At 66.4% G+C, this 22958-nt stretch carries 18 protein-coding genes; 15 read left to right on the top strand and 3 right to left on the bottom strand.

Features of this window, described 5'->3' with window-relative positions; genetic code table 11:
• Positions 1–124: 124 nt before the first annotated feature.
• From IFT54_RS13145 to IFT54_RS13120, 6 genes are all read left to right on the top strand, one after another.
• On the top strand, positions 125–3160 hold the full coding sequence (locus tag IFT54_RS13145) for a TonB-dependent receptor (protein ID WP_192070974.1): 3036 nt from the start codon (positions 125–127) through the stop codon (positions 3158–3160).
• A gap of 194 nt (positions 3161–3354) precedes the next feature.
• Positions 3355–3792, top strand: a complete 438-nt coding sequence (locus tag IFT54_RS13140) for a VOC family protein (RefSeq protein ID WP_192070973.1) — start codon at positions 3355–3357, stop codon at positions 3790–3792.
• Between the two features lie 187 nt (positions 3793–3979).
• Entirely contained in the window at positions 3980–4510 is a 531-nt protein-coding gene (locus tag IFT54_RS13135) for a 2Fe-2S iron-sulfur cluster-binding protein (protein ID WP_192070972.1), read from the top strand.
• Positions 4507–5496, top strand: coding sequence for an FAD binding domain-containing protein (locus IFT54_RS13130; RefSeq protein ID WP_192070971.1), 990 nt, complete (start codon positions 4507–4509; stop codon positions 5494–5496). The genes IFT54_RS13135 and IFT54_RS13130 overlap by 4 nt, the downstream gene beginning before the upstream one ends.
• Complete coding sequence (locus tag IFT54_RS13125) at positions 5493–7835, top strand: xanthine dehydrogenase family protein molybdopterin-binding subunit (RefSeq protein WP_192070970.1); 2343 nt, start codon at positions 5493–5495, stop codon at positions 7833–7835. The genes IFT54_RS13130 and IFT54_RS13125 overlap by 4 nt, the downstream gene beginning before the upstream one ends.
• A gap of 296 nt (positions 7836–8131) precedes the next feature.
• A complete protein-coding gene (locus tag IFT54_RS13120; protein WP_192070969.1) occupies positions 8132–9244 on the top strand; it encodes an alkene reductase in 1113 nt (370 codons plus the stop codon).
• Between the two features lie 69 nt (positions 9245–9313).
• Here IFT54_RS13120 and IFT54_RS13115 read toward each other — a convergent pair whose 3' ends face one another.
• Complete coding sequence (locus IFT54_RS13115) at positions 9314–9973, bottom strand: UPF0149 family protein (RefSeq protein ID WP_192070968.1); 660 nt, start codon at positions 9971–9973, stop codon at positions 9314–9316.
• Entirely contained in the window at positions 9970–10167 is a 198-nt protein-coding gene (locus IFT54_RS13110; protein ID WP_043157026.1) for a hypothetical protein, read from the bottom strand. The genes IFT54_RS13115 and IFT54_RS13110 overlap by 4 nt, the downstream gene beginning before the upstream one ends.
• Before the next feature lie 300 nt (positions 10168–10467).
• On the opposite strand from IFT54_RS13110, the gene IFT54_RS13105 reads away from it, so the two are divergent.
• The 9 genes from IFT54_RS13105 to IFT54_RS13065 all read left to right on the top strand — a co-directional run bounded on the left by IFT54_RS13105 (position 10468) and on the right by IFT54_RS13065 (position 20445).
• On the top strand, positions 10468–12636 hold the full coding sequence (locus tag IFT54_RS13105; RefSeq protein ID WP_244648956.1) for a methyl-accepting chemotaxis protein: 2169 nt from the start codon (positions 10468–10470) through the stop codon (positions 12634–12636).
• 220 nt (positions 12637–12856) lie between these two features.
• Positions 12857–13168, top strand: coding sequence for an STAS domain-containing protein (locus IFT54_RS13100; protein ID WP_192070967.1), 312 nt, complete (start codon positions 12857–12859; stop codon positions 13166–13168).
• Positions 13165–13533, top strand: a complete 369-nt coding sequence (locus tag IFT54_RS13095) for a response regulator (RefSeq protein WP_031439694.1) — start codon at positions 13165–13167, stop codon at positions 13531–13533. Before IFT54_RS13100 ends, IFT54_RS13095 begins: the two co-directional genes overlap by 4 nt.
• Complete coding sequence (locus tag IFT54_RS13090) at positions 13530–15542, top strand: chemotaxis protein CheW (protein ID WP_192070966.1); 2013 nt, start codon at positions 13530–13532, stop codon at positions 15540–15542. Before IFT54_RS13095 ends, IFT54_RS13090 begins: the two co-directional genes overlap by 4 nt.
• Positions 15543–15544: 2 nt before the next feature.
• A complete protein-coding gene (locus IFT54_RS13085) occupies positions 15545–16060 on the top strand; it encodes a chemotaxis protein CheW (protein WP_192070965.1) in 516 nt (171 codons plus the stop codon).
• A 126-nt stretch (positions 16061–16186) separates the two neighbouring features.
• A complete protein-coding gene (locus IFT54_RS13080; RefSeq protein ID WP_056408544.1) occupies positions 16187–16663 on the top strand; it encodes a chemotaxis protein CheW in 477 nt (158 codons plus the stop codon).
• Positions 16664–16744: 81 nt separating this feature from the next.
• Complete coding sequence (locus IFT54_RS13075; RefSeq protein ID WP_446740673.1) at positions 16745–17608, top strand: CheR family methyltransferase; 864 nt, start codon at positions 16745–16747, stop codon at positions 17606–17608.
• Positions 17609–17611: 3 nt separating this feature from the next.
• The gene (locus IFT54_RS13070; protein WP_159511844.1) at positions 17612–18697 is read left to right on the top strand and encodes a protein-glutamate methylesterase/protein-glutamine glutaminase; all 1086 of its coding nucleotides are present in this window, start codon (positions 17612–17614) and stop codon (positions 18695–18697) included.
• An 11-nt stretch (positions 18698–18708) separates the two neighbouring features.
• A complete protein-coding gene (locus IFT54_RS13065) occupies positions 18709–20445 on the top strand; it encodes a hypothetical protein (RefSeq protein ID WP_192070964.1) in 1737 nt (578 codons plus the stop codon).
• A gap of 28 nt (positions 20446–20473) precedes the next feature.
• Here IFT54_RS13065 and IFT54_RS20920 read toward each other — a convergent pair whose 3' ends face one another.
• Positions 20474–22942 (bottom strand): alpha/beta fold hydrolase, encoded by a 2469-nt coding sequence (locus tag IFT54_RS20920; RefSeq protein ID WP_192070963.1) that lies wholly within the window; start codon positions 22940–22942, stop codon positions 20474–20476.
• Positions 22943–22958 lie beyond the last annotated feature (16 nt).

Here is a 22958-nt window from a genome sequence, read left to right as displayed (position 1 = left end):
GATTCCATATTGTCATATTTCTGCGGCCCTGATACCTGACGACCTACGCCGACCCTAGAAAACTGGGGCGGCAAAATGTCGGGCCGCGTCGACTCAGCGCGACCGGCCTATCGGGAGAGGGTCCTTGAGCCACAAGAGCTTCGATAAGCGCATGCTGCTTATCTCGACGAGCGTCATTGGTCTGTTGGTCGCCGCGCCGGCCATGGCCCAGCGAACCGCGGGCAGCCAGGTGCCGCAGCCAGCCGACAGCCAGACGAGTTCACCCGACCCTATCGACCCGACCCAGGCCACGTCCGAGCCGGAAAACGCCGATATCGTCGTGACCGGGTTCCGCGCCTCGCTGAACAACGCACTGAACCAGAAGCGTAACGAGACCGCCGCGATCGACAGCATCGTCGCAGAGGATATCGGCAAGTTCCCCGATTCCAACCTCGCCGAGTCGATGCAGCGCATCCCCGGCGTCGCGCTGTCGCGCGGTGACGGCGGCGAGGGCCGCAACATCTCGGTCCGCGGCCTCGGCGCGCAGTTCACGCGCGTCCGCATCAACGGCATGGAAGGCGTGTCGCAGGTCAGCGGTACCGACATTCGCGGCGGCGTAGCGACGGGCCGTTCGTTCGACTTCGTGACCTTCCCGACCGAAATCTTCTCCGCGCTGTCGGTGCGCAAGACGCTGTCGGCCGATGTCGAGGAAGGTTCGCTCGGCGCGACGGTCGACCTGCGCGCGCCCAAGCCGTTCGACCAGAAGAAGAGCTTCGTGCTCACCGGCACTGCGCGCGGTATCTACAACGACATCAGCAAGAAGGCCGATCCGCGCCTGTCCGCGCTGGTCTCCAAGCAATTTGGCGACACGTTCGGCATCCTCGGCAGCATCGCCTATTCGAAGCGCCATATCGCAGAATATGCCTATTCGGCCGCCGATGTCGTGCCGACCACGGTCTATGGCCAGGCGCAGCCTGCGGGCACCGCGAATGCCGGCGTGATCTTCCCCTTCTGCACCCCGGTCGGCTACAGCTTTCGCGGGGCCGCGACGAACAGCCCGACCGCCGGCTACGCCCAGCCGAACGGCACGCCGATCGGCGCAGACGCCAATAATTGCAGCACCGGAAATCCGCGCACGAGCACAGCGGCGGCCTATGATTATGTCATGAGCCGGACCGGGGTGAACGGTCGTCCGGGCGGCGGCGTCTATCTCCCCCGTCTACCGCGACCGGCGAAGAGCGACCAGGAACAGCAACGTCTCGCGGGCACACTGACGCTGCAATGGAAGCCTGGCGACAATACCGACATCTCGCTCGACGGGCTATATTCGCGGTTCAAGGTGGATCGGCTCGACACCTATTTCGATGCACGCTCGTTCGGGCGCGCGATCTCGAACAACGGCCAGCCGCTGACGTCGGTCCGCGAGATCGAGGTCGATGACAATGGATCGCTGATCCACGGGCTGTTCGACGGCGTCGATCTGCGGTCGGAGATGCAGCAGGAGAAGTTCACCTCGACCTATCGCCAGGTCAATCTGAACCTCGACCACCGCTTCTCCGACACCGTCCGGGTCTATGGTCTGGCCGGCATCAACCAGTCGCGGCTCGACGTCGACCGCCTGCAGGTCGCGATCGATGCCAATGACACGCGCGACTTCTCGATCGACTTCCGCGACAATCCCGACATTCCGAAGATCGGCTACGGGATCGACACGACCAATCCCGCGCTCTTCCAATATGGCCCGCCACTCGCCAACGGCGACCAGCGCGGCCAGCTGTCGAATTTCATCCGTCGCAACACGATCACGAGCAAGACCTTCGAACTCAACGGCGAATGGGAGGCCGCCCCCGACTTCACGCTGCAGATCGGCGGCCAGTATCGCACCAACAAATATACCGCCCGCGAGCGGCAGCTCGCCACCAACACGCCGCTTGCCTTGCCGTCGGGCGTGACGCTCGCCAGTCTCACCACCGTGACGACTGGCATCGGCAGCAATCTGGACGGGCTGTTGCAGGATTTCGTCTCGATCGATCCCGAGAAGTTCCGCGACGCGGTCGGGCTCGACAACTATGTCTATTGCAGCCTCGAATGCGCCAAGGGCACATATGGCGGCGTCGATGAGAAATATGCCTCGGGCTATGCGATGGTGAAGTTCAACACCGCCAACTCGCTGCCCTTCGCGCTGCGCGGCGACGCGGGCGTACGATACGTCCATACCAAGCTCGACACCTATGGCCCGATCACCTCGGCAGCGCCCGCGGGGTCGCTCTACCCCTCGCGGTTCGTGATATCGGAGGTAGGCCGCAGCTATGACGACTGGCTGCCGTCGGCGAACCTCGCGCTCGACATCACCCCCGAGCTGATCGCGCGCGCCTCGGTCGCCCGCGTGATGTCGCGGCCAGCCTATGGCCAGCTGATCCCCGCAGGCTCCGCGAACCTCGTCATCCAGACCGCAACCTTCAGTAATCCCTTCCTCGAGCCGATCCGTGCCAACACGTTCGACGCCGCGCTCGAATGGTATTTCGCCAAGGGCTCGCTGATCTCGGTCGCGTATTTCTACAAGAATATCGAAAGCTATATCCAGACGACCAGCCAGGCGGTCGCGTTCCAGGATATCGGCCTGCCGCTGACGCTGCTCAACGGAACGCAGTTGCGCCCGACCGACGTGTTCACCGTCCAGCGCAGCAACAACACGGAAGGCGGGCCACTGCGCGGGTTCGAGGTCAACGTCCAGCTGCCCTTCACCTTCCTGCCCGGCGTGCTGCGCAATTTCGGCGCGCTCGGCAACTTCACGCGGGTTCGGTCGAACATCAACTACGTCATCTCGCCGACGCTGTCCCGGACCGCGCCGCTGGTCGGGCTGTCGCCCGAAACGGCAAGCGGGACGCTCTATTACGAAGACGACAAGTTCAGCATCCGCTCGACGGTCAACTATCGCGCGGCCTTCCTGACCGCCGTCCCCAGCGGCTCGGTCGACGCAGATTCGACCGCCAATGCGAGTTCGATCTTCGTCGACGCCTCGGCCTCGTACAACCTCAACGAGCATATCAAGTTGATCGCCGAAGTATCGAACATCACGGACGAAACCAATCGCCTGACCGTCGACACAGTGCGTCAGGACCCGCTCTACACCTCCTATTTCGGCCGCACCTATGCGCTCGCGGTCAATTTCCAGTTCTGACGAATTCACGGTTCTGGTCGATATCGGCGCGCCCCCCCTGCCGATGTCGACCCGATCTCCGGGTGCGCTGCACGTCACGTGCGGCGCACCCGGTTCTTTCTTTGACTACGGTGCCGACGGCGCGCCGCATGGGTCCGGCCCTTCATCGTCACACACGCGCTGACCACATATTTCAGGGACCGGGCCTCATGATCGTGCCATCCATTCTTCTCGCGCTTGCAGCGTTGCAAACGACAGCGGCGCCCGCGGCGACCGCCGAGCATGTTGCGATCCAGGCCGCGGACATCGATCGCAGCGCGGCCTTCTACCACGAGGCCTTCGGCCTGCGGATCATCCCGACGCCGCTCAAGAACCGCCGCTGGCTCGATCTCGGCAACGGCCTCGCGCTCCACATCCTCGACGGCCGTATGGCGCCGAAACCCTCGAACCGGAACGAGCATCTGGCGCTGCACGTCGACGATCTCGCTACCGTCATTGCCTGGCTGGACCAGCACGGACGCGTCTGGACCGACCTTGCGGGCACACCGCACACGATGCAGCTCCGGTTCGACGGCGTCCGCCAGATCTATGCACAGGATCCCGACGGCTATTGGCTGGAGATCGGGGACGCACGCGGCACGGCGCCACGATGACGTAGCGGCCGATCTCGACCAAGGTTATCGAGCGGCAACTCTCTTGGCCGCCACCGCACCCGAGGGACGAGCACGCTGTTTGATCTTTTTGGATTTGCGCTGCACCCCGGGCCCTGAAAGACATCAGCACGACACATAAACTGGTGTACGCTGCCCCTCGGCGCGGTGCGCCACAGGAGAGATCGCCATGTCGTTCGTTGTCAATGGAAACGCCGTCCCGGGACCGGCGGATCCCCGTGTCTCGCTGCTCGATCACCTCCGGGAGACGCTCCACCTGACCGGCACCAAGAAGGGTTGCAACCAAGGCGCGTGCGGGGCCTGCACGGTGCTGGTCGATGGCGAGCGGATCCTGTCCTGCCTCGCGCTGGCGGTCCAGTATGACGGGCGTGAGATCACGACGATCGAAGGCCTCGCCGAGACCGCGGCGCTTCACCCGTTGCAGGCGGCGTTCATCGAGCATGACGGTTTCCAGTGCGGCTATTGCACACCCGGGCAGATCTGCTCGGCGATCGGCATGGCCTCGGAGGCCCGCCGCGGCGTGCCGAGCCATGTCAGCGCCGACCTTGCCGCCGACGTGATCCTGACCCGCGACGAGATCCAGGAACGGATGAGCGGCAATCTGTGCCGCTGCGGCGCGCATAACGGCATCATCGATGCGATCCAGGCAACGATGGCGCCAGCGCCGACCGCCGAGACGAGCGCGGAGATGGCGGCATGACTCCCTTCACCTACCTGCGCGCCGATACCGTGAACGACGCCGTGCGACTGGGTGCGGGCGAGACCGCGGCCTTTCTCGGCGGCGGCACCAATATCGTCGACCTGATGCGTGAGACCGTCGCCCGCCACGAGACGTTGGTCGACGTGACCCGCCTGTCCGCCGCAGTCACCGAGACGGCAGAGGGCGGACTGCTGATCGGCGCGGCCGCCACCAACACCGCGGTCACCGAGCATCACGGCGTGCGGACGCGTTATCCCATGCTGTCGCGCGCGATCCTCGCGGGGGCATCCGCGCAGATCCGCAACATGGCGACGGTCGGCGGCAACCTGCTGCAGCGTACGCGCTGCACCTATTTCTATGACACCGACGGATCGCATTGCAACAAGCGCGCGCCGGGTACCGGATGCGATGCCCGCGAAGGGTTCAACCGCATCCACGCGATTCTCGGCGCATCCGATGCCTGCGTCGCGACGCACCCCTCCGATATGTGCGTTGCGCTGACCGCGCTCGACGCTGTCGTCCATGTCGAGGGACGCGACGGCGCGCGGACGCTTCCCTTTGGCGAGCTGCACCGCCTGCCCGGCGATCGGCCCGACCTCGACACGGTGCTGGCGACAGGCGAACTCATCACGGCGATCGAACTGCCGCCGCTCGGTTTCGCGGCACGCTCGACCTATCGCAAGGTGCGCGACCGGGCGAGCTACGCCTTCGCGCTGATCTCGGTCGCCGCGGCGATCGAGATGGACGGCGACCGGATATCGGACGTCCGGATCGCGTTTGGCGGTGTCGCCCACAAGCCATGGCGCGCGAAGAAGGCGGAGGCCGCGCTGCGCGGCGAACTGGCCAGCGAGGCCGCCTTCCGGGCGGCCGCAGCCGCGGAGTTCGCCGATGCGCGGCCGCTTCGCGACAATGCGTTCAAGCCCGAACTGGCGACGCGAACGCTGGCCGCGGTGCTGGCCGAGCTGGCGAAGGGAGACGTCGCATGAGCATCGTCGATACCGCAAAGCAGGCGGCGCAGGGCCTGATGCAAAGCGCGATGGAGAAGCTCGTTCCGCTTGCACCCGACAGCTGGATCCCCGGCGGCCGGCCCGACCCGCTGATCGCGCACAAGCACGGGCTGATCGGCACGCCGGTATCGCGCCTCGACGGCGCGCTGAAGGTCAAGGGCGAGGCAGGTTTTGCAGCGGAGTTCCGCTTCGACGACATGGCCTATGCGGCACTCGCCTATGCGACGATCCCGCGCGGCCGGATCACGGCGATCGACAGCGCGGCCGCGGAAGCCGCGCCGGGTGTCGTCCTGGTGATGACTCACCTCAACGCGCCACGGATGAACACACCGGGCATGTTCGGCTCGTCCCCGACCGCGGTGGGCCCCGCCGACCTGCCGATCCTGCAGGACGACCGCATCCACTGGAACGGGCAGCCGATCGCCTGCGTCCTCGCCGAGACGCAGGAACAGGCTGATCATGCAGCGTCGCTGCTCGGCTTCACCTATGATGCGGAGCCGTCGACGACCAGCCTCGAGGACGCGAAAGCGAACGGTCGCGAACCGGGCCTGTTCATGGGCCAGCCGCTGCACAACCGGATCGGCGATGCCGACGCCACACTCGCCACCGCGCCGCATGTCGTCGATCAGGTCTATCGCACCCCGCGCCACAACCACAATCCGATCGAACCGCATGCCGCGACGATCGCATGGATCGACGGCGCGCTGGTGATTCACGACGCGAGCCAGATGGTCACCGCCCAGGCGCAGACGATCGGCGAGGTCTTCGATCTCAAGCCCGACAAGGTCCGGTTGACCTCGCCCTATGTCGGCGGGGGTTTTGGCTGCAAGGGCTTGTGGGATCACCAGATCATCGGTGCCGCCGCGGCGAAGCTGGCAGGCCGCCCGGTGCGGATCACGCTGTCGCGCGAGGGCGTGTACCGGGTCGTCGGCGGGCGATCGCTCACCGAGCAGCGGGTGGCGATCGGCGCGACCGCGGAGGGCCGCTTCGATGCACTGGTCCACACTGGCCTGTCGATCATGACACCGCACAACAACATGCCCGAGCCGTTCATCCTCGGCACGCGCGCCGCCTATGCCTGCCCCAATATCAGCCTGCAGGTCGACATCGCGCGGATGAACATGCTGGCCAACACCTTCATGCGCGCGCCGGGCGAGGCGGTCGGCACGTTCGCGCTGGAATGCGCGGTCGACGAGCTCGCGGTCGAGCTGGGCATCGACCCGGTCGAACTGCGGATCCTGAACGAGCCGGACAAGGACCCGACGTCGGGCCTCGCCTTCTCCTCGCGCCATATCGTCGAGGCGTGGCGCAACGGTGCAGATCATTTCGGCTGGGCGGATCGCAGTGTTGAACCGGCCACGCGCCGCGATGGCGAATGGCAGATCGGCATGGGCTGCGCGACCGGGACCTATCCCTATTACCGGATGCCCGGCGCACAGGCGCGCATCACCCTCACGCGTGAGGGCGACGCCGTGCGCGCGTTGATTGAGGTCGCGGCGGCGGAAATGGGCATGGGGACCTCGACCACCACCGCGATCGTCGGCGCGGAACGACTGGGTCTGTCGCTCGATCAGGTCGAGGTCGGCTATGGCGACTCTTCGATCCCGGGCGCGATCATGGCGGGGGGATCGCAGCAGACCGCGGCGATCGGCGCGGCCGTCATCGCGGCGCATAACGCGCTGGTCGCCAAGCTGCTCAAACTAGCCGGCAACGATTCGCCCCTCGCGGGGCTGTCGGCGGATACGATCGGCAGCGAGGATGGCGGGCTGGCGAAGATCGACGACCCGTCGCAGCGTGAAAGCTACGCCTCGATTCTGACGCGTGCGCAGCGCGACAGCGTCACCGTCACCGCGGCGGCGTCGCAGCCGCTCGAACTGATGCACTGGTCGATGCACTCGCACAGCGCGATTTTCTGCGAAGTGCGGGTCAATGCGGTCACTGGGGAGACGCGCGTCAGCCGGATCCTCGGATCGTTCGATTGCGGCCGCATCCTCAACCCCAAGACGGCGAAGAGTCAGTTTCGCGGCGGGATCATCATGGGGCTCGGCATGGCGCTGATGGAGGAAACGCAGTTCGACGAACGCAATGGCCGGATCATGAACCCGAGCCTTGCCGAATATCACATCCCCGTGCACCTCGACGTTCCGGAAATCGACGTCATCTGGACCGATATCGCCGATCCCCACACACCGATGGGTGCGCACGGGATCGGCGAGATCGGCATCACCGGCGTCGCGGCGGCGGTCGCCAACGCGGTCTACAACGCCACCGGCAAGCGCGTCCGCGATCTGCCGATCACCCTCGACAAGCTGCTATAGGGTGGCCGTTTAGCGGGGACGCGATACGCGCCGGTCGGGCAGCCGCCGACCGGCGCTGTGCGGTCCCGCCGCCGCGTTTTGAACCATTTGCGGCACCGAACGCCCCCGTGCGAACAACGGCGCACCGGCGACGGTTGCATGGATCGCCCGCGCCCGTGTCTCGCTACCGGATTCGGAACGTCGTCATATTCTGCCGCGACAACGTCCCTCCTTACCGCCGTGCCGGGATCTAGCGGCTGCTCGCGCGTTACAGCTTGCTGCTCTCCTCCTCCCCCACGCCAACGGAAGACCACATCATGTCCGACCAGACCGACAGCCCCGTCCTGCAGCCCGTCACGATCGGCGATCTGCGACTGCAGAACCGTATCGTCATGGCGCCGCTGACGCGCAGCCGCTCGAACGACGACGGTGTCCCGCCCGACTTTGCCGCCGACTATTATGCGCAGCGTGCCGATGCCGGCCTCATCATCAGCGAAGCGACCAACATCTCGTCGCAGGCGCGCGGCTATGCGATGACGCCCGGCATCTGGTCGGACGCTCAGGTCGCCGCATGGACGCCGATCGTCGAGGCCGTCCACCGGCGTGGTGGGGCGATCTTCCTCCAGCTGTGGCACACCGGCCGCATCTCGCATCCCGATCTCCACGACGGTGCCCTCCCCGTCGCGCCGTCCGCGATCAAGGCGGAGGGCCAGGCCTTCACGAACGACGGGATGAAGGATTTCGTCACTCCTCGTGCACTGGAGACGGACGAGATTCCCGCGATCGTCGAGGATTACCGCCGCGCTGCCGAACAGGCGAAGGCCGCCGGCTTTGACGGCGTCGAGGTCCATGCCGCGAACAATTATCTGCTCGAACAGTTCATCCGCGACAGCACCAACCAGCGCAGCGACGTCTATGGCGGTTCGATCGAGAACCGGCTGCGCTTCCCGCTCGACGTGGTTCGCGCCGTGGTCGATGTCTGGGGTGCAAACCGCGTCGGGATCCGCATCTCGCCCGCGACGACCGAGCCGGGCAAGACCCCGCTCGACAGCCAGGTCGGGCGGACCTTCGACACGTTCGTCGATGCCCTGTCGGAGATCGGGCTGCTGTACATCCACGATATCGAAGGCGTGACCCAGCAGACGCGCGACGTGCCGGACGGCGTCGACTTCCAGGCGCTGCGCAAACGCTTCTCGGGCGCGTATATCGCCAACAATCAGTATACGCTGGAGCTTGCCGAAAAGACGCTGGCAGAAGGCAATGCCGACCTGTTCAGCTTCGGTCGCCCCTTCCTCGCCAATCCCGATCTCGTCGACCGGCTGCGCACCGGCGCGCCGCTGGCCGAGGCGCCGAAGCAATATTGGTATGGCGGCGGCGCCGTCGGCTATTCGGACTGGCCCGGAATGAACGGGAAGATCGAGCTCTCGTAATGCGGCAGAGCGTCTGAGGTGACCGAGGGGACGCGGGGCCGGCACACATCGTGCCGCCCTCGTCCCCGATCAGCCACAGCAGCGCTTGTGCTTTTTCCCCGACCCGCAAGGGCACGGATCGTTGCGACCGACTTTCGATGGCGTCGTCGCCGATGCGTCGGGTGACGACGGGCCGGCGACGCTCACCTGCGCGGCATACAGGCGCTGGACGGCGTCGGTGAGTTCGGCCGGCGCCCGGTCCTGAAGCGCGTTGATCACAACGCTGTCGAGGTCGCTCTCATTGCCCGCGACCGCGATCAGCGTTGCCAGCTGCGACCACGGGGCCGCCCTTGCGGGGTCGTCGGCCAGCGCATCCCAGGCCTCGGGGCGCAACGCGACCGCATCGGTCAGGCCGTCGATCCAATATTCCCACAGAACTTCACCATCGCGCTCATCGACGTCGAAGATCGGTTGAAGCTTGCCGCGGGCAAGGTCGCGCGCGATCTCATCACGTCGCGCCGCCACCGCATCGGCGAACCATTGCACGTCGAGCGGATCCTCGAAGGGCGGCGTGCCATCGGACTCGCTTCCCCAGATCACCGTCATCCACTCGCCCGGCGCGATCGCCTCCGGGGAGATCAGCAGCCCGGTGAGGAAGCCGTCGAGCTCGGTGAGCAACATCGGTTCCTCGACGGCGAGATCGGCGAGCGCACCATCGAGGCGCCGGAAGCGTGACGGGAATCGCTTCACAGGCTGAGCGCGCGGCGGCGCATCTCGGCCTGCGCCATCTCGCGCAGCGGGGTCGCCTCGCCCGCAGCGAAGATGTCCGCGAGGTCGAGCAGATCCTCGTCGCCAAGAGCATTCACCGAGGCCTCGACGGCCACGAGGCGATCGAGCGCGCGCGCCGTTACCATCCCCTGGCGCTTGGTTCGTATTTTGAGCATCGCCGTCCACTAGCAGAACCGGTCAGGATTTACAGGCGCAGACCACGTCCATGATCCGGCACGCGTCGACGTGCGGGTGGCAGACAACCGGCGCACCGCATCGCAATCGCGAAAATTGTCGTGCGCTCCAAACCGTCCCTGCCCTGAGCACTCTATAATCAAGCTGACCTTGATGGGCGGTCCCCCGATTCCGCGCTTGTCGGCCAGATCGGCGTGACGTGTGAGATTGAGACGACGGCAAATGGCCGCCGTGTTGTTTGAGCTATTGATTTACATGATGCAGCACAAAGGAATCCGTTGATGTTGGCAAAGATCCTCGGCGGCGTCTCGTCAGACGTCCTCACGTCCGAATTGGCGCGCCTCGAGAGCATGTTTGCCGATGGTGACTTTTCGCAACGGGCGAATACGTCGCTCGCCAACGGCCAGACCCAGACGGTGTTGTGCGCGATCAACCAGATGCTCGATCGCGCGCTGCGCCCGGTTGGCCAGTTAAGCGCAAGGATAGACGACTGGAGCGCCGCGCATGACAAGGGCGATATCGACGCCATCCTGCCGGTCGACGAGTTTCACGGGACGTTCGCGGTCATGGCGAAGCGGCTCAACCTTCTGGTCGGCAGCCACATCGCGGTCAAAAGAACCGCGATGGCCTGCGTCAGGGAATTCAGCGAGGGTAATTTCGCCGCCCCGCTAGAGCGTTTCCCGGGCAAGAAGGCGTTCATCAACGAAACGATCGAAACGCTGCGCGCAAATCTGCAGGGACTGATCAGCGAACTGAACCACATGTCCTCCGAGCACGACAAGGGCGACATCGACGTCATCGTCGCGGCCGACCGGTTCAAGGGCGACTTCGGCACCATGGCGCGCGGCGTCAACACCATGGTCGCCAACCATATCGCCGTGAAGAAGAAGGCGATGGCCTGCATCAAGGCGTTTGGCGAAGGCAATTTCGACGCACCGCTCGAAGCCTTTCCCGGCAAGAAGGCGTTCATCAACGACACCGTCGAGACGCTGCGGCGCAACCTGCGCGACATCATCGGCGAGGTGGAACGGCTGATCAAGGCATCGACGGCGGGCGAGCTCGGCCAGCGCGGTGACGAGACGCGCTTCGTCGGGGATTTCGCCGGACTGGTTTGCGGGATCAACGCGATGCTCGATGCGACGCTGCTGCCGATCGAGGAGGGCAATCGCGTCCTGAACCTCGCCAGCGTCGGCGACCTGCGCGAGATGGTCGAGATCCCCTGCCAGGGCGACCACCGCCGCATGAAGGATTCCATCAACGCGCTGGTCGACAATCTGCGGGTAAGCGCCAGTCTCGCCGACAAGATCGCCGACGGTGATCTGAGCTTTGCACATCAGCCATTGTCCGACCAGGATACGCTTGGACAGGCGATCGTGCGGATGGTCGACAATCTGAGGGTGAGTGCCGATCTGGCCGACAAGATTGCCGATGGCGATCTGGCGGTGTCGCATCAGCCCATGTCCGACAAGGATGTTCTCGGCCAGGCGCTGGTGCGGATGATCGAACAATTGCGCAACGTCGTTGGCAAGGCCAGCGGCGCCGCCGACAACGTCTCGGCCGGGAGCCAGGAGCTGTCGGCAAGTTCCGAGCAGGTCTCGCAAGGCGCGACCGAGCAAGCGGCGGCTGCCGAAGAAGCGTCCTCAGCGATGGAAGAGATTGCCGCCAACATCAAGCAGAGCGCGGACAATGCCGCGCAGACCGAAAAGATCGCCCGCCAGTCTGCGAAGGACGCCGAACTCAGCGGGATCGCGGTCCAGCGCGCGGTCAACGCGATGCGGACGATCGCGGAGAAGATCGGCATCGTCCAGGAGATTGCCCGCCAGACCGATCTGCTCGCGCTGAACGCCGCGGTCGAGGCTGCGCGCGCGGGCGAACATGGCCGCGGTTTTGCCGTCGTCGCCTCGGAAGTGCGCAAGCTCGCCGAACGCAGTCAGGTCGCAGCGGCAGAAATCGGATCGGTGTCCTCGCAGACCGTCGCCGCGGCGACCGAAGCCGGCGACATGTTGACCAAGCTGGTGCCCGACATCAGCCGCACCGCCGAACTCGTCGCCGAGATCAGCGCGGCCTGCCGTGAACAGGATATCGGCGCGGCACAGATAAACGAGGCGATCCAGCAGCTCGACCTGATCAGCCAGCAGAATGCCGGTGCATCCGAACAGATCACCGCAACGTCGGAAGAACTTGCCTCGCAGGCTGAGGAACTCCAGGCCAGCATCGCCTATTTCCGGACCGGTGGCGGCGCGGATATCGGCCATCGCCGGCCGGCCCCGGCCGTGCAGCGCAAGGCAACCGCGCGCAGTCCGATCGCTGCTCGGCCAACCGCGAAGGCCAAACGGCCAAAGCCCAATTCTATCGCCGACCAGCAGGCCCGCGTGAACGGCTTCGCGCTCGATCTGATCAAGGGTGGCACCGACGCCGACGACGATGCTTTCGGCGCCCAGGCGGCCTGACCGCGGATTGCTGAGACGGGCGGCCTTAGCCGGTAATCAGACGCAACCGCTGACGCTGTGGTGAGGCGATCGCGCCGTCGGGCGCGGTCGCCTTGCGGCGTTAATGACGACCTGATCGAAAATAAGCGATGGGTCCGGAACGGACCTCTTGGCCGCCGTCTATAATGAACCAGCGGACCCGGCCGCGCGAAGCTGCCGGTCGGAGAGAATGGGGGAACGCATGGCGCAAATCATCCTTGTACCGGCCACCGTCACGACCAGCTCGGTGGTGCCCTTCGCCGCGGACCTCGCCTTACAGCTCGAGCAGCATGACGCGGTCGAACTCGATCTCTCCGCCGTTGCCGAAGCCGATGTCAGCCTGTTGCAGCTCGTCTGCGCGGCGCGCCGTCAGGCCGAACGCGACGGCAAGTCCCTGCGCCTCGCAATGCCGGTGCACGACGTGCTGGCGGCACTGCTCGAGCGCGCGGGCTTCCTCACCGATATCCCATCAGCCGATCAGAATTTCTGGTTTCACGGAGATTTGCCGCGATGAGCGCATCCATCCTTATCGTCGATGATTCCACCAGCATACGCGTCGCCATCCGCATGGCGCTGACCGGGGCTGGCTACACCGTCAGCGAGGCCGCCGACGGCGCGCAGGGCCTGAGCAAGGCCAGTGGCAGCCGCTTCGACATGATCATCACCGATCTCAACATGCCCAACATGGACGGGCTGTCGATGATCCGCGCGCTGCGCAAGAACCCCGCGCAGTGCGGTACCCCGATCCTGTTCCTCACCACCGAATCCGAGGATGCGATGAAGCAGCAGGCCAAGGCCGCCGGCGCGACCGGCTGGCTGGTCAAGCCGTTCGTCCCCGAACAGCTGATCCGGGTCGTGCGCAAGGTCCTCGGACGGTGAGCCAGAACGACCCCGTCGCCGCATTCCGCGTCGAGGCGGGCGAAGTCCTCGAACAGGTCGAGCAGGGCCTGCTCGATCTCGGTCACCGGCTGGACGATCACGAGCTGATCGACGCGGTGTTCCGCGGGCTGCACACGCTCAAGGGCTCGGGCGCGATGTTCGGCTTCGACGCGCTGGCCAGCTTCACGCATCACTGCGAGACCGCCTTCGACCGCGTCCGCAAGAACCTGACCCCCGCCACGCCGCAGCTGATCGCGGTCATCCTGTCCGCGCAGGACCACATGCGCGCGCTGATCGAGGGCGACGCGACCGACCGCAAGGCGGAAGGCGACGCGATCCTGGCGAAGCTGCAGGCGGCGCTGGACGGCGCGCCCGCGCCGACGCCGGAGGCACCGCCCGTCGTGCAGGGGTGGCGGCTGTCACTCCGCCTGCCCCCCGAAGCGATGCAGAATGGCATCAACCCGCTCGCGCTGCTCGATGAATTGCGCACGCTCGGCGACTGCCGGATCGTCGCGCGGACCGACCAGGTGCCGCCGCTTGCCGAGCTGGTGCCGACCGAATGCCATGTCGGCTGGGATATCGAAGTGCGCGGCGCGGTGTCGCGGGATGACCTCGAGGACGTCTTCATATTCGTACTCGACGACCTGGACCTTCAGATCGAGGCGATCGGCGACACGTCGTGCGACGACGTGGAGGATGCCGCGCCGCCGCCTGACGCGGGGACGACGCCGTCTGCGCTCCCGCCCACACGGGTCGACGCGATGCCACCGGTGCAGGATCGCGACCCGGCCACCACCCCGAACGGCCGGGGGGCGCCCAAGACCGGCGAAAGCGTCCGGGTACCAGCCGAACGCCTCGACCTGCTGATGGACCGGGTGGGCGAACTCGTGATCGTCCAGAGCCGGCTGTCGCAGCTCGCGCATAGCAGCGGCAGCAACGCGACGGACGTCGCGCTTCGCTCCATCTCCGAAGAGATCGAGCGGCTGGCGAGCGAATTGCGCGACACGGTGATGGTGCTGCGTATGGTGCCCGTCGCCACGCTGTTCGGCCGGTTCCGCCGCCTCGTCCACGATATCGCTCGCGACACTGGCAAGACGATCGAGCTGTCGACAGACGGCGAGACGACCGAGGTCGACAAGACGGTGATCGAACGGCTCGCCGATCCGCTGATCCACCTGATCCGCAACGCCTGCGATCACGGGATCGAACCGCCCGAGCGGCGCCTTGCCGCGGGGAAGCCCGAGGTCGGGCAGGTCCGGCTATCCGCGCGTCAGGAGGGTGGCGAGGTTGTCATCACGATCCGTGACGACGGCCACGGGATCGACCGCGAGCGCGTGCGCGCCAAGGCCGAGGCACACGGACTGCTCCAGCCGGGACAGATCGTGAGCGACCAGGAGTTGCTCCAGATGATCTTCCATCCCGGCTTCTCGACCGCGCCGCAGATCACCAGCCTGTCGGGCCGCGGTGTCGGGATGGACGTGGTCAAGCGCACGATCGAGAGCCTGCGCGGCACGATCGAGGTCGCGAGCGTATCGGGTCAGGGGTCGGCGATGTCGCTGCGCATCCCGCTGACGCTCGCGATCATCGACGGGCTGCTGATCCGGGTCGGCGACGGTCGCTACGTCATTCCGCTCGCCGTGGTCGAGGAATGCATCGAACTCAGCCTTGAGGAGGATCTGCGTTCGCGGGGGCGGAGCTTCATCACGCTACGCGACCGGCTCGTGCCGTTCGTCCGGCTGCGTGAGATGTTCGCCACGGGGACGAAGCCCAGCGTCCACCAGAAGATCGTCATCATCGCAACAGGGACCGAGCGGGTCGGGCTGGTGGTCGACCAGATCATCGGCAGCCACCAGACCGTGATCAAGCCGATGTCGGCGGTGCATTGCAACGTCCCGACCTTCGCGGGCGCGACGATCCTCGGCGATGGCGGCGTCGCGCTGATCCTCGACGTCGTCCAGCTCGTCGCACTGGGCCAGCATCAGGAGGAGCGGCTTCGCGCCGTTGCATGACCATGGAAGACACGACGGAAACCCAGTGGGACGAAGACGGCCGGCTCGAGGTGCTGACGTTCGATCTGCAAGCCGAGAAGTTCGCGGTTGAGGCGGTCCTTGTCCGCGAGATCCTGGACCTGCTGCCCGAAACGGTCGTGCCGGGTGCGGACCGGCTGGTCGCGAGCGTCGCGAACTTTCGGGGCAAGATCATCCCGATCGCGGACCTGCGCCTGGCGTTCGGCCTGCCCTCGGCGGAATCGACGATGGACAGCCGGATCGTGGTGGTTGAGCTCGACGTCGACGGTGTCCCGACCCAGATCGGCATCCGCACCGACAAGGTGCACGAGGTGACGACCCTGCACCGCGACGCCAGCGAGACCCCGCCCACGGTCGGCCTGCGCTGGCGTCGCGATTTCATCCGCGAGCTGGTGCGGACGCCGCAGGGCGTCATCGTCCTCGCCAACATCGCGCGGATCTTCGACCCGCTGCTCGGTGGCCGCGCCACCCCCGCCGTGCTCGCGCCGGCACTCCTCTGACGCTGGAAGGACCGACATGTACGGGTCAATCGAACGATGCTCGGCGACGGCCACTGATCGATCCCACGGGTCCCGGCCGGGTGGTGCGGCACGCCCCCACTCCGCAGCCTGTGAAAGGTGCGCGGCATGAGCGTCGCCGGAGAGCTGCAGGCCGTGACCTTCGGGCTGGGTGCCGAAACCTTCGCGGTGCCCGTCACGCTGGTCCGCGAGATCCTTGACTGGACCGAGACCTTTCACATCCCGAACGGCCCCGATTATCTGCTGGGGCTGACCGATCTGCGCGGCGAGGGCGTGACGACGATTGATCTGCGGCGTCGCCTCGGCCTGCCGCCGGTCGCGCCGACGCCGAGCACGCGGATCCTGGTGATCGATGTTCCCGTCGACGGGCGCAACCTGGTCCTAGGCCTCGTCGTCGACCGGGTGCTGGAGGTCAGCACCTTCGACCGTGGCCAGATCGGCGCGGCGCCCGATATCGGCGTCCGCTGGCCGTCGCGCTATATTGCGGGGGTGGTCAAGCGGACTGAGGGCTTCGTCGTGCTGGTCGATGTCGCGCAGATCTTCTCCAGCGCCGAGGTCAGTGTTCTGCACGCCAGCGCCGCATGACGGGTTCGCGTCGCGACCCCTGACACCCAATCCTCATGGTGCCGCCTCGAACGGTCCATCGTCATCCTGGAGCTGGTTCCCGTGTCCTTCATCTCCCCGATCGTGAAAACGCCGCCAAGCGCCTCGGACCAGATCGGCCCGCGCGAGTTCGCGCAGCTCGCCGACTATATCTTCGACTATGCCGGGATCCGGATGCCGGCGAGCAAGCGGACGATGCTCGAAGGGCGGTTGCGGCGTCGGCAACGCGCGCTGGGGTTCGATACGCTCGAGGCCTATTGTCGCCATGTCCTGACGGACAATAATCTCGATCAGGAAGGCATCCACCTGATCAATGCGGTGACGACCAACAAGACGGATTTCTTCCGCGAGCCGGTCCATTTCGACTTTCTGCGCGACGTGGCACTTCCCGGCATGGAAGCGACCTATCTGCGGACGATCCGCGCCTGGAGCGTCGCCTGCTCGACCGGGCCCGAGCCCTACACGATCGCGATGCTGCTCGACCAGTTTGCCGGCACGCGCCGCGGGATCGCCTACAGCATATTGGCGACCGATCTGGACACCGAGGTGCTCGAGATCGCCCGGCGCGGCATCTATCCCGCCGATCTCGCAGAGCCCGTTCCGGCGGCGCTGCGGCGCAAATATCTGATGGAATCGCGTGATCCGGCGCGTCGCGAAGTCCGCGTGATACCCGAATTGCGCCGTGCGATCGCGTTCGCCCGGCTGAACCTGATGGACGAGATCTATCCAGTGGGCGAGCCGATGCACCTGATTTTCTGCCGCAACGTCCTCATCTATTTCGACAAGCAGACCCAGCATGAGGTGGTCTCGAAGCTCGTCAGCAGGCTCGCGCCGGGTGGCTACCTGTTTCTGGGGCATTCGGAATCGATCACGGGGCACGACCTCCCGCTCGTGCCCGTCGCCCACACCGTTTTCCAGCGGAGCTGATCCATGGCCGTCTCCGGAAAGATCCGTGTGCTCATCGTCGACGATTCCGCGGTCGCGCGGCATGCCCTTGCGGCGATCCTCGAGGAGGATCCAGAGATCACCGTCATGGGCACCGCCGCCGACCCGTTCAGTGCGGCCCGCCGCATCCAGGATGAAGTGCCCGACGTGATGATGCTCGACGTCGAGATGCCGCGCATGGACGGGATCACCTTCCTGAAGAAGCTGATGGCACAATGCCCGCTTCCCGTGGTGATGTGCTCGTCGGTCACGGAAAAGGGCTCCGACGCGATGCTGCAGGCATTGGAGGCGGGCGCGGTCGACGTCATCGTGAAGCCCCGTGCCGGTCTCGCCGAGCATCTCGCCGATCACAATCTCCAGATCCGCGACGTGATCAAGGCGGCGGCGCGCGTGCGGGTCTCGCTCCGGTCGTCCAATGGCAGCCGGCCGGGCCGGCTCGAGCAGAAGCTCACCGCGGACGCCGTCCTGCCGCCCCCGAGCGGTCGCGTGATGAACCGCGCGACCGAGCGCGTGGTATGCCTCGGCGCATCGACCGGGGGAACCGAGGCCCTACGCGAAGTCCTCACGGCGCTGCCCGCGACCACGCCCGGTGTCGTCGTGGTTCAGCACATGCCGGAAAACTTCACGCGCGCTTTTGCCAATCGGCTGAACACGCTGTGCGTCGTGACCGTCAAGGAAGCCGAGGACGGCGATCCCGTCCTGCCGGGCACCGTCCTGATCGCGCCCGGCGGCAAGCACATGATGATCGAGCGGCGCGGGACCCGCTATTTCGTCGCGGTCCGCGACGGGCCGCTGGTCTCGCGTCACCGGCCATCGGTCGACGTCCTGTTCCGCTCGGCGGCGACCGCTGCGGGGACGAACGCGATCGGCGTCATCATGACGGGCATGGGCGACGATGGCGCGCGCGGGATGCTCGAGATGAAACAGGCGGGCGGCCGCACCTTCGCCCAGGACGAGGCGACGTCGATCGTCTTCGGCATGCCCAAGGAAGCGATCGCGCTGGGCGGCGTCGATCGGGTCGTCCCGTTGCATCACATCGCCCGCGACGTCTTGCACGCAACGGCACAATAGGGGCTAGGACGATGACATGGGTCGAACACAGGGCTGTCGAGTCCGATCGGGACGGCGACGAAATGCCGGCCTGGAGCGTGCTGGCAACCGAGCTCGAGAGCGTGGCGAGCGGGCTCGACCAGCGCTTCGTCGATGCCGGGCGTTCGCTGGAACGCGCCTATGACACGGTCGGAAACCTGATCGGCAGCCTCGAAAGCGTCACCAATGCGCTCGACCGGGATGCCGCCGACCGCGCGGTCGCGACGATGCAGGCCAATGCCGACCAGCTCGCCAGCCTGCCCGCGCGACAGAAGACGCGGCAGCATTCGCTCGACATCCTTCAGCAGGCGAGCGGAACGGTGCAGACGGAAATCGGGCGGGTCGACCGGACGCTCGATCTGCTGAAGATCTGCGGGCAGTATCTGAAAGTCGCGGCCGCCGGTGCGCACGGTTTTGCCGAGTTCGCCGACGCGATGGTCGCCGAACTGGACGTCAGCGAGCGCGAGATCCACGAGATCAGCAAGGAGGTCGGGCAGCTCGCATCGACGGTTCCCTGCGTCGTCGATGTGAACCGCGTGCTGGCGTCCGAATGCGCGCGCCTGTGCCCGCATGTTCCCGACAAACTCGCCGCGGACGCGATCGGACTCCAGCAGAACCAGATCGAGGCCGCGCGGCGTGCCGAGACGATCGCGACGATTGCCCGGGACATTCGCAGCAAGCTGTCCGCGGCGCACGGCGCATTGCAGATCGGCGACATCACCCGGCAGCGGCTCGAACATGTCGCGCAGGCCTGCAGCCTGCTCGGTACGGCGGTCGACGAGCTCAATCGCGCGGGCGATCCGGCTGCCGCCAGCGCGCTCGAAGGCCAGGTGATGGCGATGCTCGCGGCACAGGTCGCCGACGCGGCCGCGGATCTCCAGAAGGAATCGCGTCTGTTGGGCGGCAATTTCCGCGCGATCGCAACGCAGGTCGCGACGATGGTGGCACCGCATGAATCGAGCGGCGTCGAGCGGACGAGTGATGGCGCGTTCCTGCAGCTGCTTGAGCAGAGCGTCGCCGATGTCGATGCGGTCACCGCGCAGTTGCGCGACGCCGACATGCGGTCGACGCAATTGGGATCGGAAGCCTCCTCCACCGTCAGACGCCTGGGCGAACGGCTGACGACGATCCACCGGGTCACGAGCGGCGTGCGGATCATGGCGTGGAATTCCGATCTGCGCTCGTTCCGCATGGGTCGCGAGGGCGACGGGCTGGCCCGTATCGCGACCGAGATCCGCTGTGCCGTCAACACCCTGGAGGCTGTCTCGGCATCGATCGCCAGCGCCTTCGAACAGCTGAGCGACGCCGCCGACGCGATCGGCTCGCCCCCCGATGGCAACGAAGCGACGGCAGGGTCGCTGCCCGAAGCGCTCGCGGTCATTCGCGCGGGGGCGTTGCTCACGCGTCAGGGCATGTCCGGCCTCGACCGTGATGCGGGTGCGATCCACGACATCGTCGCGGCGATGACCAGCACGCTGGACTGCGAAACCGCGTTTGCCGAGCCGCTGGCGCGCATCAACGCGAAACTCGATGCACTGGCGATGCCGCTGGTCGAAGCGAGCCAGAGTATCTCGGCCACCGGTGAGCAGCTTTTTCACGCGATAAACGCACTCTACACGATGGCACGCGAACGCCAGGTGCACGCCCGCTTTTCGCCATCCCAAGAGCAGCCCGAAGCCGAGGTCGCTGCGCTGTCAGAGGACGCGGACGACTGCGACGGTCTGTTCTAAGATCGCGGCGCGCCCCAGGCTGGGTCGATCAGCCGAGACGATCGGCCTGAGTCCTGATCCACGCCGCGGTTTCGTCGGGCCGCGTTACCGGGATCATGTGGCCGCCGTCGATCAGCGTCAGCGCGGCGTGCGGCACCATGTCGGCGAAGCGGGCGCCATGCACCTCGGGATCGAGAATCTGGTCGTCGCGGCCGTAGAGGATCGCGATCGGGAGCCAGAGGCCGTGATAGCGCGCGACCATGTCGGGCAGGTCGTCATTGGCGGCGACGAGATCGGCCGAGGCCGCCTCGAAATTTGCCGGCCGTGACACCAGCGCGCCGCCGCCGCGCGTCGCGAAATCGCCGGGCACGGCCTCGGGCGCGAACGCCGCCGCCGCGCCCTTCTCGCCCGCCAGGATCGCGGCGGGTGTGGCGAGCGTCCAGGCCACCGCCTTGCGCGCGGCGGGGGAGACGATCGCGAGAGCCGCGAACGCGCTCGGCGCGGTGTCCTGCGGCTGGGTGAGCGGCGCGATCAGCGCCAAGCCACCGACCGCTTCTGGGTGATCGATCGCCAGCGCGAGCGCCACCGCGCCGCCAAGCGAATGGCCGACAACCAGCGGCTTCTCGAGCTCCAACGCCGCGACGAAACGCGCGATCTGGGCGGCTTGCGCGCGGATATTCGCGGTCTCGCCGGGCGCCGAATAGCCGGAGCCGGGCCGGTCGATCAGGATCACGCGGTAGTCGGTCGCGAGGCGGTCGAGCAGCGCATAGCTGAAGTTGCGCATCTGCCCGGCAAGGCCATGGATCATCACGATTGTCGGTCCGGTGCCGCGGTCGAGATAGTGCATCCGGCGGCCGTCGACGTCGATGAAGGCGCCGTCGGCGGGTATCATTCGCTCGGCCCGCCGCTGGCTCAACTTCGCGAACAGCGCAAGACCGCCGACTGCTGCGATCGCCGCCGCGGCCGTCACCGCGCCGATCGAAACGGCAGAGCGCGATGATTCGACTGGCACCGGAGTGGCGGCACCGCGCGCCTTGTCGAACCGCATCGTCCCGTCCTCCAGTTTGCCGAATTTGAGCGCGGCGAGATCCAGTGCATAGTTCTGATGCACCTTCCACGGCGCCTTGGACCCCTGGTGTGGCAGGATGGCGTTGGCGCGCTGGACATAGCCCGATGTGAAGCCGAGCATCGGCTCGGGTGTCACCGACGGATCGTCGTGCGTGGGCGTGCACATATCATAGCCGTTCGCGTCCATGTGCCGCAGCAGGCGGCAGGCGTAGCGGGCCGACAGATCGCATTTCAGCGTCCAGGACGCATTGGTATAGCCGAAGGCGAGCGCCAGGTTCGGCACGTCGCTCACCATCATGCCCTTGTAGATCAGCCGGTCGGCGGGGTTCACGACCTGCCCGTCGACGAGGAGCTCGACACCGCCGAGCAGGCGCAGGACGAGGCCCGTGGCGGTGACGACGATGTCGGCGCGCAGTTCGCGGCCGGATCGCAGCGCGATGCCGGTCGGTGTGAAGCGGGCGACGTGAACGGTCACGATCTCCGCCTTGCCGCCGCGCATCGCCTCGAACAGGTCGGCATCGGGGACGAGGCAGATGCGCTGGTCCCACGGATCGTAGCGCGGTTCGAAATCGCGCTCGACCTCGTAATTCTCGGGCAACTGCGCACGGACGCCCTTCAGGATCAGCGCCTTCATGTGATCGGGACGTTTGCGCGCATAGGCGTAGGTGGCGATGCCGAGTCCGACGCTCTTCCATTTGGTCGCGCTGTCGGCGAGCGTCCTGGGCAGCACGCGGTGCGTCCACCGCGCAAAGCCGTCCTGCGACGGGCGAGAGACGATATAGGTCGGCGAGCGCTGCAGCATCGTGACGTGCGCGGCCTTTTCGGCGAGCGACGGCACCAGCGTCACCGCGGTCGCACCGCTTCCGATCACCACCACGCGCTTGCCCGTCCAGTCGAGGTCGGCGGGCCAGTGCTGCGGATGCACGAGCTGCCCCGCGTAGTCCTCGACACCGTCGAAGGGCGGCGTGAAGCCGGCGGCATAATCATAATAGCCGCTGCCCATGTACAGGAACCGGCAGACGATCCGCTCGGGCGCGGCACCGTCCCGCTCGATCTCGACCGTCCAGCGCGCATCGGCGGACGACCAGGCGGCGCGAACGACGCGGCGGCCGAAGCGGATATGCGCATCTATCCCGAATTCGCGCGCGGTGTCGGCGATATAGTCGCGGATCGCGTCGCCGCCGGCGATCGCCTGGTCGCTCGGCCAGGGGCGGAAGGGGAAGCCGAGTGTATACATGTCCGAGTCCGAGCGGATGCCGGGATAGCGGAACAGGTCCCAGGTGCCGCCGATCGCATCGCGCGCCTCGAGGATCGCGTAGCTCTTGCTCGGGCATTCGGTCTGGAAACGATAGCCCGCGTCGATCCCCGACAGACCCGCACCGACGATCACGATGTCGAGCTCTTCCGCGGTGCCCGAGCCGGAGGGGATGGACGCAGTCTCAATTGCCATGCCGGAGTGCTCCGAT

Origin of the sequence: Sphingomonas sp. CFBP 13714 (assembly GCF_014842205.1) — a bacterium.
GTDB lineage: Bacteria > Pseudomonadota > Alphaproteobacteria > Sphingomonadales > Sphingomonadaceae > Sphingomonas > Sphingomonas aerolata.
This window is presented reverse-complemented; position numbering and strand designations above follow the sequence as displayed.